The 12,763-nt window shown below is 64.2% G+C and carries 12 protein-coding genes; 11 read left to right on the plus strand and 1 reads right to left on the minus strand.

Features of this window, described 5'->3' with window-relative positions; all coding sequences use genetic code 11:
* Positions 1-2 precede the first annotated feature (2 nt).
* The 11 genes from murD (at position 3) to lpxC (ending at position 12,273) form a co-directional block, all read left to right on the plus strand.
* Positions 3-1,514: a UDP-N-acetylmuramoyl-L-alanine--D-glutamate ligase gene (murD, locus tag HHL21_RS16120; RefSeq protein ID WP_169467684.1), complete on the plus strand. Its 1,512-nt coding sequence runs from the start codon at positions 3-5 to the stop codon at positions 1,512-1,514.
* The gene (gene ftsW / locus HHL21_RS16125) at positions 1,514-2,725 is read left to right on the plus strand and encodes a putative lipid II flippase FtsW (protein ID WP_169467686.1); all 1,212 of its coding nucleotides are present in this window, start codon (positions 1,514-1,516) and stop codon (positions 2,723-2,725) included. The genes murD and ftsW overlap by 1 nt, the downstream gene beginning before the upstream one ends.
* Positions 2,722-3,807 (plus strand): undecaprenyldiphospho-muramoylpentapeptide beta-N-acetylglucosaminyltransferase, encoded by a 1,086-nt coding sequence (murG, locus tag HHL21_RS16130; RefSeq protein WP_169467688.1) that lies wholly within the window; start codon positions 2,722-2,724, stop codon positions 3,805-3,807. Before ftsW ends, murG begins: the two co-directional genes overlap by 4 nt.
* The gene (gene murC, locus HHL21_RS16135) at positions 3,804-5,201 is read left to right on the plus strand and encodes a UDP-N-acetylmuramate--L-alanine ligase (RefSeq protein ID WP_169467690.1); all 1,398 of its coding nucleotides are present in this window, start codon (positions 3,804-3,806) and stop codon (positions 5,199-5,201) included. The genes murG and murC overlap by 4 nt, the downstream gene beginning before the upstream one ends.
* Entirely contained in the window at positions 5,198-6,160 is a 963-nt protein-coding gene (locus HHL21_RS16140; protein ID WP_169467692.1) for a D-alanine--D-alanine ligase, read from the plus strand. Before murC ends, HHL21_RS16140 begins: the two co-directional genes overlap by 4 nt.
* 6 nt (positions 6,161-6,166) lie before the next feature.
* Positions 6,167-6,991 (plus strand): cell division protein FtsQ/DivIB, encoded by an 825-nt coding sequence (locus tag HHL21_RS16145; protein WP_169467694.1) that lies wholly within the window; start codon positions 6,167-6,169, stop codon positions 6,989-6,991.
* Positions 6,992-7,000: 9 nt separating this feature from the next.
* On the plus strand, positions 7,001-8,233 hold the full coding sequence (gene ftsA, locus HHL21_RS16150; protein ID WP_169467696.1) for a cell division protein FtsA: 1,233 nt from the start codon (positions 7,001-7,003) through the stop codon (positions 8,231-8,233).
* A 140-nt stretch (positions 8,234-8,373) separates the two neighbouring features.
* The gene (gene ftsZ / locus HHL21_RS16155; protein WP_169467698.1) at positions 8,374-9,582 is read left to right on the plus strand and encodes a cell division protein FtsZ; all 1,209 of its coding nucleotides are present in this window, start codon (positions 8,374-8,376) and stop codon (positions 9,580-9,582) included.
* A 187-nt stretch (positions 9,583-9,769) separates the two neighbouring features.
* On the plus strand, positions 9,770-10,276 hold the full coding sequence (locus tag HHL21_RS16160; RefSeq protein ID WP_169467700.1) for a peroxiredoxin: 507 nt from the start codon (positions 9,770-9,772) through the stop codon (positions 10,274-10,276).
* 175 nt (positions 10,277-10,451) lie between these two features.
* Positions 10,452-11,294: a DMT family transporter gene (locus HHL21_RS16165; RefSeq protein WP_169467889.1), complete on the plus strand. Its 843-nt coding sequence runs from the start codon at positions 10,452-10,454 to the stop codon at positions 11,292-11,294.
* Between the two features lie 43 nt (positions 11,295-11,337).
* Positions 11,338-12,273: a UDP-3-O-acyl-N-acetylglucosamine deacetylase gene (lpxC, locus tag HHL21_RS16170; RefSeq protein WP_169467702.1), complete on the plus strand. Its 936-nt coding sequence runs from the start codon at positions 11,338-11,340 to the stop codon at positions 12,271-12,273.
* Here lpxC and HHL21_RS16175 read toward each other — a convergent pair.
* Positions 12,270-12,740, minus strand: coding sequence for a DciA family protein (locus tag HHL21_RS16175; protein WP_370659741.1), 471 nt, complete (start codon positions 12,738-12,740; stop codon positions 12,270-12,272). The two genes, lpxC and HHL21_RS16175, sit on opposite strands and share 4 nt — an antisense overlap.
* Between the last annotated feature and the right edge of the window lie 23 nt (positions 12,741-12,763).

Consider the following 12,763-nt stretch of genomic DNA (forward strand, 5'->3'; position numbering starts at 1 on the left):
TAATGATCTACGAAGGCAAAAAGGCACTGGTGCTGGGGCTCGGGGAATCCGGGCTCGCAATGGCGCAATGGCTGGCACGCTGCGGGGCAACCGTGCGCGTGGCGGACACGCGCGCCGAGCCGCAGCGCCTTCCTGCCTTGCGCGACACCGTGCCGGGCGCCGAATTCGTGGGCGGCCCGCTGGCGGCAAGCCTGGTCGACGGCGTCGACTTCGTGGCAGTGAGCCCGGGCCTGATGCCGCAGCGCGAGCTGGCCGACGTCACACCAGCGGCAGAGAAAAAAAATATCCCTGTCTGGGGCGAGATCGAACTGTTCGCACAGGCGCTCGCACACCTTAAGCAGGAACGCGGCTATGCGCCGAAGGTCATCGCGATCACCGGCACCAACGGCAAGACCACCGTCACCAGCCTGACCGGCCTGCTGTGCGAACGCGCCGGTTTGACGACGCGCGTGGCTGGCAACATCAGCCCGGCCGCGCTGGACGTCCTGCGCGAAGTGCTCGACGCCGACGAACTGCCGCAGGCATGGATCCTCGAGCTGTCCAGCTTCCAGCTGCACGCCACCTTCAGCCTCGACGCCGACGCGGCGACGGTGCTGAACGTCACCCAGGACCACCTCGACTGGCACGGCGACATGGCGTCGTACGCCAACGACAAGGCCCGCATCTTCGGCGAACACACCGTGCGCGTGCTGAACCGCGACGACGCCGCCGTCATGCGCATGGCTGCACCGACTGCCGACGTGGTCACTTTCGGCATCAACGAGCCGGCGCAGGCCGGGTCGTTCGGCCTGCAGAACGAACGCGGCGTGCTGTGGCTCGCCGTCGGTGTGCCGGGCGAGGAAAGCGAGAAGAAGCGCCGCAAGAACGAACCGGTGGAAGAGGTGCCATGCATCGTCAACCGCCTGATGCCGGCCGACGCGCTGCGCATCCGCGGCGTCCACAACGCATCGAACGCGCTGGCCGCGCTGGCCCTGTGCCGCGCGATCGGCCTGCCGTTCGCGGCACTGCTGCACGGCCTGCGTGAATACCAGGGCCAGCCTCACCGCGTCGAACTGGTGACGGCCATCGACGGCGTCGAATTCTATGACGACAGCAAGGGCACCAACGTCGGCGCTACTGTCGCGGCCCTGAACGGACTGGGCAAGGTCTTCGCTGGCGAGAACCAGCCAAGCGTGGCCCGGAAGGTTGTCCTGATCGCCGGCGGCGACGGCAAGGGCCAGGAATTCGATCCGCTGGCTGAACCAGTCTCGCGCTACGTGCGCGCGGTGGTGCTGATCGGCCGCGATGCGCCGCTGCTGCGCAGCGCGATCGGGCCGGCTGGGGTCGACATGGTCGATTGCACCACGCTGCCGGAAGCAGTGCTGCGCGCCGCCGCGCTCGCCCAGCCGGGCGATTGCGTGCTGCTGTCGCCTGCGTGCGCCAGCATGGACATGTTCACCAACTACGCGCACCGCGCGCAGGTGTTCGTCGACGCGGTGCGCGACTTGGCGCTGGAAAAAGGACAGGACATCTGATGGCCTTCCAGCTTCCATTCAAGTTTTCCGGATCCTCGTCGGACGCCCTGTCGGGTAGCCGCGCGCGTCCCTCGAAAATGATGGAATACGACCAGCCGCTGGTCTGGGTCACCTTGCTGCTGATGCTGTTCGGGATGGTGATGGTGTATTCCGCTTCCATCGCGCTGCCGGATTCGCCGAAGTTCGCCAACTACAAGAACAACTACTTCGTGCAGCGCCAGGCGATCTTCATCGTCGTCTCGGTCCTCGCCGCGTTGTTCGTGTTCCGCATCCGTATCGCGGTCTGGCAGCGCTACGCGCCGATCATGTTCGTCGGCACGCTGTTCCTGCTGGCGATCGTCCTCATTCCTGGCATCGGCGTGTCGGTCAACGGCGCCCAGCGCTGGCTGAACCTGAAGGTCTTCAACCTGCAGCCGTCCGAAGTGATGAAGATCGCCGCCGTGCTGTATGCGGCCGATTACACGGTGCGCAAGCAGGAGTACATGCACAAGCTGACCAAGGGCTTCATGCCGATGGCGGCCGCGATCACGCTGATCGGCGGCCTGCTGCTGCTCGAACCCGACTTGGGCGCATTCGGCGTGATCGTCTGCATCGCCATGGGCATCCTGTTCCTGGGCGGGATCAACATCGTCTGGTTCGGCGGCATCGTGATGCTGCTGGTGGCGACCTTCGGCGCGATCATCGCGTTGTCGCCGTTCCGCCGCGCGCGCATGTTCGCCTACCTCGACCCATGGCAGGAAGACAATGCGCTCGACAAGGCTTACCAGCTGACCCATTCGCTGATCGCCTTCGGCCGCGGCGAGCTCTTTGGCGTTGGCCTGGGCGGCAGCGTCGAGAAGCTGCACTACCTGCCGGAAGCGCACACCGACTTCATCATGGCCGTCATCGGCGAAGAACTCGGCCTGGCCGGCGTGCTGGTGGTGATCGCGATGTTCTACTGGCTGGTCAAGCGCGCCTTCGACATCGGCCGCCAGGCCATCGCCATCGACCAGGTGTTCGCGGGCCTGACCGCAAAAGGCATCGGGATCTGGATCGGCGTGCAGACCTTCATCAACATGGGCGTGAACCTCGGCCTGCTGCCGACCAAGGGCCTGACCCTGCCTTTGATGAGCTACGGCGGTTCCGGCGTGCTGTTCAACTGCGTCGGCCTGGCGATCCTGCTGCGCATCGATTACGAAAACCGTGTGCTGATGCGCGGAGGCCGTCCATGAAACGCCTGATGATCATGGCAGCCGGCACCGGCGGACACATCTTCCCCGGCATCGCGATTGCGCAGACCATGCGCCAGCGCGGCTGGGAGGTGAGCTGGCTGGGTACCTCGCACGGCATGGAGACCGACCTGGTGCCGAAGAACGGCATCGAGATGGACACCATCGACTTCGCGGGCATGCGCGGCAAGGGCCTCGGCCACACCGTGCGCGGCGCCTTCAAGATGGCGGCCAGCTTCGCGACCTGCATGGGCATCATCCGCCGCCGCAAACCGGACGTCGTGCTGGGCATGGGCGGCTACGTTTGCGTACCTGGCGGGATGATGGCGCGCTGCGCCGGCGTTCCGCTGGCACTGGTCAACGCCGATGCCGCGCTGCTGTTGTCTAACAAGACGCTGGCGCCAATCGCGCAGCGCGTGATGTTCGGCTTCCCGGCCGACTTCGGCCGCGCGGCAAGCAAGGCCATCGTCACCGGCAACCCGGTGCGCAAGGAAATTCTGGAGATGCCGTCGCCGGAGGCGCGCTTCGCGTCGCGCACCGGCGTGCTGCGCATCCTCGTGGTGGGCGGAAGCCTCGGCGCCAAGGTGCTCAACGACAGCGTACCCGCCGCTCTTGCGATGCTGCCGCAGGGCGAGCGCCCGGTGGTGACCCACCAGTCGGGCAAAAAGAACATCGATGCGCTGCGTGCCTCGTATGCGGCAGCGGGCGTCGAAGCGAATGTGGTCGACTTCATCGACGACATGGCAGGCGCATACGCCGGCGCCGACATCGTGGTCTGCCGCGCCGGCGCGATCACCGTGTCCGAGCTGACGGCGTCCGGCGTGGCCAGTGTGCTGGTGCCTTTCATGGCGTCGACCACCGGCCACCAGCGCGACAACGCGGTGTGGATGTCCAGGCAGAACGCGGCGATCCACCTGCCGCAAACCGAATTGAGTGCAAAAAGCATGGCGGCCTTGCTGCAATCGCTGACCCGCAACGACTGCCTGCAGATGGCGGCGGCGGCAAAGTCGGTCGGCAAGCGCGACGCGAACGAAGCGATCGCCATGGTGTTGGAACAACTGGCTGGAACGGACAAAAAAGCATGAAGCACAAGATCAAGAATATCCATTTCGTCGGCATCGGCGGCAGCGGCATGAGCGGCATCGCCGAAGTGCTGCTTAACCTCGGCTACAACGTGTCCGGTTCCGACCTGGGCAGCAATGCGGCTACCCAGCGCCTCGCGGAACTGGGCGCGACCGTCATGCTCGGCCACGCAGCGAAGCACGTCGCGCAGGTCGACGCGGTCGTCACCTCGACCGCCGTCCAGGCGGACAATCCTGAAGTCGTCGCAGCCCGCGCCGCGATGATCCCGATCGTGCCGCGCGCGATCATGCTCGGTGAACTGATGCGCCTCAAGCGCGGTATCGCGATTGCCGGCACCCACGGCAAGACCACCACCACCAGCCTGGTCGCATCGGTGCTGGCGCAGGGCGGCCTGGATCCTACGTTCGTCATCGGCGGGCGCCTGACCAGCGCCGGCGCCAACGCCAAGCTGGGCACCGGCGAATACATCGTGGCCGAAGCCGACGAATCGGATGCGTCGTTCCTGAACCTGACGCCGATGCTGGAAGTGATCACCAACATCGACGCCGACCACATGGAAACCTACGAGCACGATTTCGAAAAGCTCAAGGGCGCCTTCGTGCACTTCACGCACCGCCTGCCGTTCTACGGCCGCGTGATGCTGTGCATCGACGACGTGCATGTGCGCTCGATCCTGCCTGAAGTGACCAAGCCGATCACCACCTACGGCTTCTCGGAAGATGCGCAGGTACGCGCCGTCAACGCGCGCGCCGAAGGCCTGCAGATGCATTTCACCGTGATCCAGGACGGCTACCCGGACACCGACTTCGTGCTGAACCAGCCTGGCATGCACAACGTGCAGAACGCCTGCTCGGCGATTGCGATCGCGCGCGAACTCGGCATCGAGGACGAAGCGACCCAGCAGGGCCTGGCCGAATTCCGCGGCGTCGGCCGCCGCTTCACCCGCTACGGCGACGTCGCGATTCCTGGCGGCGGCACGTTCGCGCTGGTCGACGATTTCGGCCACCACCCGGTCGAAACCGAGGTCACGCTGAAGGCCGCGCGCGCCGCCTACCCTGGCCGCCGCCTGGTGCTGGCGTTCCAGCCGCACCGCTACAGCCGCACGCGCGACCTGTTCGAAGACTTCGTCAAGGTGCTGGCCGCGCCTGACGTGCTGGTGCTGGCCGAGGTGTACGCCGCCGGCGAAGCGCCAATCGTCGCCGCCGATGGCCGTGCGCTGGCGCATGCGCTGCGCGTAGGCGGCAAGGTCGAACCGATCTTCGTTGAGTCGATGGCCGACATGCCGTCGACGCTGATGGGCGTTGTGCGCGACGGCGACGTCGTGATCACGATGGGTGCGGGCTCGATCAGCGGCATCGCCAACAAACTGACAACCTATGCAGAGGCCTCGAAGTGAGCGCAACTACCACCACAACTGAATTCGGCAAAGTCGGCGTGCTGTTCGGCGGCCGCTCCGCCGAGCGCGAAGTGTCCCTGATGTCCGGCACCGGCGTCCTGGAAGCCCTGAAGGCAAAGGGCGTCGACGCCCACGCCTTCGATCCGGGCGAGCGCAGCATCGCCGACCTGGCGGCTGAAAAATTCGACCGCGTGTTCATCGCGCTGCACGGCCGCTTCGGCGAAGACGGCAGCCTGCAGGGCGCGCTGGAACAGCTGGATATTCCATACACCGGGAGCGGCGTGATGGCCTGCGCGATCGGCATGGACAAGGTCTACACCAAGATGATCTGGCTGATGAACAAGCTGCCGACGCCGCAATACGCGACGCTGGATGCGAATTCGGACCTGTCCACGGTGGTAGCTGAACTCGGCCTGCCGGTGATGATCAAGCCGCCGCTCGAAGGCTCGACCATCGGCATCACCAAGGTCACGCTTGAGCCTGAGCTGCAGGCCGCGGTCGACCTGGCCGCGAGCCTGGGCGACGTGGTGCTGGCCGAGCAGTTCGTGACCGGCCGCGAATTCACCGTCGCGGTGCTGGGCAAGGGCCGCGCCGCCAAGGCGCTGCCGATCGTCGAGATCGTGGCGCCGGGCGGTAACTACGACTACCAGAACAAGTACTTCACCGACGACACCAAGTATTTCTGCCCGGCCGTGATTGACGATGCGACCAGCGCGGAGATGCAGCGCCTCGCGGTGCTGGCGTATAACGCGCTTGGCTGCGAAGGCTGGGGGCGCATCGATTTCATGCTGCGCGAGTCGGACAACAAGCCGTTCCTGATCGAGGCCAACACCTCGCCGGGCATGACCTCGCACTCGCTGGTGCCGATGGCGGCGCGCGCGCTGGGCATCAGCTACGAAGACCTGTGCGTGGAAATCCTGCGCTCGGCACGCCTGAAGATGGCGAAGGGACAGGGCTAAGCGCGAATGTGGCAAGACGTACGGGCCTTGAACTCAACGGCGAACGCTTTAATCGCGCTGGTTGTCATCGCGCTGCTGGGTTCAGGCGTTTGGTGGATCTCGCAACGTCCGATGTTCGACCTGCGAACGGTGTATGTGCAGCACATGTACGGCATGAACCTGAAGCATGTGAACAAGCTGACGCTGACGCAGGGCATGCTGGGCAAGGTGAAGGGCAACTTCTTCACCACGGACCTGGAGCAGGTGCGCGGCGCGTTTGAACAGGTGCCCTGGGTACGGCGCGCAACGGTCAGGCGCGAGTGGCCGGACCAGCTGGTGGTGGAAGTGGAAGAGCATGAAGCGCTCGGCACGTGGGGCGAAGACGGCAGGCTGCTGTCGGTGAAGGGCGATATCTTCACCGCCAACCTGGCCGAGGCGGACGAGGACCATGAGCTGCCGGCCTTCGATGGCCCGAAGGGCAGCGAGAAGGAAGTGCTGGCACGGTTTATCGATCTGCGCACATGGTTTGCGCCGGTGAGCCTGATTCCGTCGGCGCTGAACCTGTCGTCGCGCTATGCATGGACGGTGCAGTTCAGTAATGGGATGGAAGTGGCGCTGGGCAGGGAACAGGACGCGACGACGCTGAAGACGCGGGCGGACCGGCTGGTGGGGATTTATCCGCAGCTGTCCAGCCTTCTGAAGGACGGCATCGCGACGGTGGACATGCGGTACCAGAACGGGCTTGCGCTGTCGGCCCACGGGCTGCAGGTGCCGAACGATATAACAAAGCCTGTGAAGGCTGTAACACAAAAAACGAAAACAACCAGCAGTACAAACCGGAACAGACAGTAGGCCAGGAAAATGACAAAAGACGCGAAAAATCTGATCGTCGGGCTCGACATCGGCACCTCCAAGGTGGTGGCGGTGGTGGCCGAGGTGATGGCCGACGGACGGCATGAGGTCATCGGACTCGGGCAGCACGAGTCGAAGGGCCTGAAGAAGGGCGTCGTCGTCAACATCGAGGCCACCGTCGAGTCGATCCAGCGCGCGCTCGAAGAAGCCGAGCTGATGGCCGACTGCAAAATCCGCAACGTGTATGCCGGTATCGCGGGCAGCCATATCCGCTCGTTCAATTCGAGCGGCATGGTCGCGATCAAGGACAAGGAAGTCACCGCGGCCGACGTCGCGCGCGTGATCGAGACCGCCAAGGCCGTAACCATCGCCACCGACCAGCAGCTGCTGCACACGGTGCCGCAGGAATTCATCGTCGACAAGCAGGAAGACGTGCGCGAGCCGATCGGCATGAGCGGCGTGCGCCTCGAAGTGCGCGTGCACATCGTCACCGGCGCGGTGTCGGCGGTACAGAACATCGTCAAGTGCGTGCGCCGCTGCGGCCTCGAAGTGTCGGACCTGATTTTGCAGCCGATGGCCTCCGCCGACGCGGTGCTGACGGCCGACGAAAAAGAGCTGGGCGTGGTCCTGATCGACATCGGCGGCGGCACCACCGACATCGCCGTTTTCTCGGACGGCGCGATCCGTCACACCGCGGTCATCCCGATCGCCGGCGACCAGATCACCAACGACATCGCGATGGCGCTGCGTACGCCGACCTCCGAAGCCGAAGAAATCAAGATCCGCTATGGCGTCGCCAAGCAAGTGCTGGCCGATCCGGGCGAGACGCTTGAAGTGCCCGGCCTGGGCGACCGCGGACCGCGCAACCTGTCGCGCCAGGCGCTGGCCGCCGTGATCGAGCCGCGCGTCGAAGAACTGTTCGCGATGGTGCACCAGGCGGTGCGCGAGTCCGGCTACGAAGGCGTGCTCTCGTCGGGCATCGTCCTGACCGGCGGCACCTCGATCATGCCGGGCATGGCCGAAATGGCCGAAGACATCTTCCTCAAGCCGGCGCGCCTTGGCACGCCGGACTACCGCGGCCAGCTGGCTGACGTCGTGCGCAGTCCGCGCTATGCGACCGTCCTCGGCCTGCTGCTGGAAGCGAAAAAGCAGTACTTGCGTGGGCACATCGTGACGCGTCAGGATGGTTCGGTGAAGGCGGTGTGGCAGCGTATGAAGGAATGGTTCTTAGGTAATTTTTAAGTTGCATGGCAGGGCGGGCAGCAAGATTCTGGATTGTCTTAAAAAGAGATTTTTATAAATAACCGCAGTTTTCAATCTCCAGGTTTCATATATATAAGAGCCCTGGCGCTTGGAAACGGCAAATTCATCAGGAGTACATCATGGAGTTCGATATGGTCGATAACGCAGCACTGGGAACCGTCATCAAGGTCGTCGGCGTCGGCGGCGCCGGTGGCAACGCGGTTCAGCACATGATCAACAAGGGCGTTTCCGGCGTTGAGTTCATCGCTGCGAACACCGATGCCCAGGCACTGGCCGCATCGTCCGCGCACAACATCATCCAGATCGGCGAGACCGGCCTGGGCGCGGGCATGAAGCCTGCGGTCGGCCGCCAGCTGGCCGAAGAATCGCGTGCGCGCATCGAAGATTCGCTGCGCGGCGCGCACATGGTGTTCATCGCTGCCGGCATGGGCGGCGGCACCGGCACCGGCGCGGCACCGATCGTCGCTGAAATCGCCAAGTCGATGGGCGCGCTGACCGTGGCCGTGGTATCGAAGCCATTCTCGTACGAAGGCCAGAAGTGCATGGACATCGCCGAAGAAGGCCTGGAAGCGCTGTCGCAGCACGTCGATTCCCTGATCATCATCCTGAACGAAAAGCTGGAAGACATCTACGAAGATGAATCGATGCTCGACTGGATGAAGCACGCCGACGATGTACTGAACAACGCGGTTGCAGGTATCGCCGAGATCATCAACGTCCCGGGCCACATCAACGTCGACTTCAACGACGTCAAGACCATCATGGGCGAGCAGGGCAAGGCGATGATGGGCACCGCGACCGCGTCCGGCGTCGACCGCGCACGCATCGCAGCCGAGCAGGCAGTGGCATCGCCGCTGCTGGACGGTATCGACCTGTCCGGCGCGCGCGGCGTGCTGGTCAACGTCACCGCCAGCCGTGGCCTGAAGGGTAAGGAGATCAAGGAAGTGATGGCGGCGGTACGCGCATTCGCAGCGCCTGACGCATCGATCGCGCAAGGTATCGCGTACGACGACAACATGGGCGACGACATCCGTGTCACCGTGGTGGCGACGGGCCTGGGCAGGGCCAAGAAGGCGATGCAGCTGGTCCAGACCCCGATGCTGCGCACCGGCACCCACAACGCGCCGATGATGGCCTCTAGCGGCATGGGCGCGGCTTCGGCCGGCGTCTCGATGGGCTCCGCTTCCGGCGTCGGCAGCGCGATGGACGGCATGAAGCAGCCAGCCGTATGGCGTCGCGAGCAGGCATCGGAGCAGGTCCAGGCGATGCAGCGCAATGGCGTCGAGACGTACGACATTCCAGCGTTCCTGCGCAAGCAAGCTGACTAAGTTTTAAGAAGACTCGTTCGCCGTAGGGACGAAGAGCGCCGCGTCATCCGCCGAATGCAAATCGGCGGATGACGCGGCGCTCTTCCGCCCTACTTTTTTGGGTCTTCGCCAGCAGAAAAACCGCGGATCAGGCATACTCCCCGGTCAAGCACTTGCTATTTTCCCAACACACGACAAGGAGTCATACATGACCATCAAAATCGGCGAACGCCTCCCGGAAAGCACCCTGGCTGAATTCGTAGAGACCGAATCCGAAGGCTGCGCGCTTGGCCCGAATACTTTCCAGGTAGCTGACTTGGTCAAAGGCAAGAAGATCGCGATCTTCGGCCTGCCGGGCGCCTACACCCCGACCTGCTCGGCACAGCACGTGCCAGGCTACGTCAAGAACTTCGCCGAATTCAAGTCCGCTGGCGTCGACGAAATCTGGTGCATCTCGGTCAACGACGCGTTCGTGATGGGCGCGTGGGGCCGTGACCAGAAGGCGACCGGCGCCGTGCGCATGATGGCCGACGGTAACGCTGCATTTTCGAAGGCGCTCGGCCTGGACGCTGACTTCTCCAAGTTCGGCATGGGCACCCGCTCGCAGCGCTACTCGATGCTGGTTGAAGACGGCGTCGTCAAGCAGTTGAACGTGGAGCAGGGCGGCGGCTTCGAAGTGTCGAATGCCGAGACGATGCTGAAGCAATTGGCTTAAGCTTCCTCGACTTCGTAGTCCGCTCGTAGGGCGGATAAGCGAAGCGCATCCGCCTGCATGCGTCAACACGACTCATGGCGGATGCGCCTTGCTTATCCGCCCTACATTTATTTGGTCTCACATGAATCACACCAGAACCGCCACCGCCAACGGCAACCTGCGCAGCATCTACGCGATGCTGATCGCCGTCGCCATGTTCTCGCTGATGGACACGGCCATGAAGCTGCTGTCCCAGCACTATCCCGCCGTGCAGGTGGCCGCGCTGCGCGCGCTGTCGTCGCTGCCGCTGATGATCGGCTACGTGGCCTGGCGCGGCGCCTTCCGCAATATCCTCAAGGTGCGCTGGCCGCTGCAGGTGCTGCGCGGCGTGCTCGGTATCGCGATGCTCGGCATGTTCGCCTTCGGCCTGAAAAGCCTGTCGCTGGCCGAGGCCTACACCATCTTCTTCATCGCCCCCGCGCTGATCACGGCCCTGTCGGTGGTCTTTTTGAAAGAGACGGTCGACGCCCCGCGCTGGATCGCCATCGCGGTCGGCCTGGCCGGCGTGCTGGTCGTGCTGCGCCCGACCGGCGAAGGCATGCTGACCCTCGGCGGCCTGGCCATCCTCGGCTCCGCCGTCGCCTACGCGGTATCGGCCATCGCGGCCCGCATCCTGGCCCGCACCGACCCTGCCGAACACGTGATGTTCTGGCTGATCCTGATGATCGCCGTGGGCGCCAGCATCATCGCTGCACCGAACTGGGTAACGGTCCGCGTGTCCGATGCATGGCTGCTGATTGGCCTCGCGGTCAGCGGTTTCCTCGGCCAGATCGCGATCACCGAGGCGTTCAGCTCGGGCGAGGCGTCGAGCGTGGCGCCGTTCGAGTATTCGGCGCTGGCCTGGGGCGTGGCGATCGACTGGCTGCTGTGGCAGGCCCTGCCCGACGAATACACCCTGCTGGGCGCAGCCATCATCATCGGCAGCGGCATCTACCTGATCCGCCACGAACGCGTTCACGTGGAAAGCGAGCATCCCTGAGCCCGTCAATGCAGGGTGATTTCAACCCGGATATAATCGGGGGATGCTTAAACAACGAACCGTCAAACAAGAGGTCCGCACCACCGGTGTGGGCCTGCATTCCGGGCGCAAGGTCGTCCTGACCCTGCGCCCGGCAGCTGTCGATACCGGCATCGTATTCCGCCGCGTCGACCTGGATCCTGTTGTCGAATTTCCATCGACCGCGACCATCGTCGGCGACACCCGCATGGCATCTGTGCTGATCAAGGACGACGCGCGCGTGTCCACCGTCGAACACCTGATGTCGGCCTGCGCCGGCCTTGGCATCGACAACCTGTATGTCGACGTATCGGCCGAAGAAATCCCGATCATGGACGGTTCGGCATCGTCGTTCGTGTTCCTGCTCCAGCAAGCTGGCGTGCAGGAGCAGGACGCGCCGAAGAAATTCATCCGCGTGCTGAAGGATGTCGAGGTACGCCAGGGCGCCGGCAACAACGAAAAGTGGGCGCGCCTGTCGCCGCACGACGGCTTCAAGCTGGACTTCTTCATCGAATTCAATCACCCGGCCGTGGACGGCACCATGCAGCGCGCGTCGGTCGATTTCGGCGACGTCTCGTATGTGCATGACGTGGCGCGCGCGCGTACCTTCGGCTTCATGCAGGACGTGGAAAGCCTGCGCGGCATGGGCCTGGCGCGCGGCGGTTCGCTGGAGAACGCGATTGTGATGGACGAGTACCGGATCCTGAATTCGGACGGCCTGCGCTACGAAGATGAATTCGTGCGCCACAAGATCCTCGACGCGATCGGCGACCTGTACCTGGTCGGCCATCCGCTGGTGGCCAGCTACCACGCGCACAAGTCGGGCCATGCGCTGAACAACCTGCTGCTGCTCGAACTGCTGAAGGACCCGGCTTCCTACGAGATCGTGTCCTACGACTCGATCGACAAGGCGCCGCACTCCTACCAGCGCCAGATGACCAGTGAGTGGTCGCTTACTTAAGCCTGGCGCCGCTTGGCCGCCATCGACTTGATGGCGGCGATCAGTTTCTCGTTCTGGGGCGTGGCCTCCAGCGCGTCGCCCAGCTCCTCGAACGCCGTCACCGCATTGTCGGGCATCGACAGCTTGCGGATCTCGACCACCGGCCCGGCGGCGCGGGTGACCTGCACTTTCAGCTTGATCGCATCGACCTGCCAGCCGCGCTTTTGCAGGTCGGCCTGCAATTTTGGCAACTGCTGCTTCAGCCTTGCCGCCACCGCCGACGTCGGCATCGCCAGTAACAACTGGCCTTGTTCGAACGCCAGCACGTCGCACTGCGAGAACATCGGCGGCAGGGCGTTCGCGCAGTCCCTCTGCAAGCTGGCCATGCGCATCGCGGCCGGCATCAGGCTGGCGAGGCGGTCGTTCTTGCGCAGGAAATCGGTCGCGCCGAGCGAGGTCCGGGAGTTTTTGGTGCCGTAGATATGCACTGTGCGTTGTGGGGCAGCTGGTT

It is taken from the genome of Massilia polaris, assembly GCF_012927275.1.
Taxonomy (GTDB): domain Bacteria; phylum Pseudomonadota; class Gammaproteobacteria; order Burkholderiales; family Burkholderiaceae_D; genus Telluria_A; species Telluria_A polaris.

Bases quoted from the DNA above. Each gene is read 5' to 3' on its own strand.
- ftsW (WP_169467686.1), top strand. From the start codon at position 1,514: ATGGCCTTCCAGCTTCCATTCAAGTTTTCCGGATCCTCGTCGGACGCC.
- HHL21_RS16160 (WP_169467700.1), top strand. From the start codon at position 9,770: ATGACCATCAAAATCGGCGAACGCCTCCCGGAAAGCACCCTGGCTGAA.
- ftsZ (WP_169467698.1), top strand. From the start codon at position 8,374: ATGGAGTTCGATATGGTCGATAACGCAGCACTGGGAACCGTCATCAAG.
- ftsA (WP_169467696.1), top strand. From the start codon at position 7,001: ATGACAAAAGACGCGAAAAATCTGATCGTCGGGCTCGACATCGGCACC.
- lpxC (WP_169467702.1), top strand. From the start codon at position 11,338: ATGCTTAAACAACGAACCGTCAAACAAGAGGTCCGCACCACCGGTGTG.
- murD (WP_169467684.1), top strand. From the start codon at position 3: ATGATCTACGAAGGCAAAAAGGCACTGGTGCTGGGGCTCGGGGAATCC.
- HHL21_RS16165 (WP_169467889.1), top strand. From the start codon at position 10,452: ATGCTGATCGCCGTCGCCATGTTCTCGCTGATGGACACGGCCATGAAG.
- HHL21_RS16145 (WP_169467694.1), top strand. From the start codon at position 6,167: ATGTGGCAAGACGTACGGGCCTTGAACTCAACGGCGAACGCTTTAATC.
- murG (WP_169467688.1), top strand. From the start codon at position 2,722: ATGAAACGCCTGATGATCATGGCAGCCGGCACCGGCGGACACATCTTC.
- murC (WP_169467690.1), top strand. From the start codon at position 3,804: ATGAAGCACAAGATCAAGAATATCCATTTCGTCGGCATCGGCGGCAGC.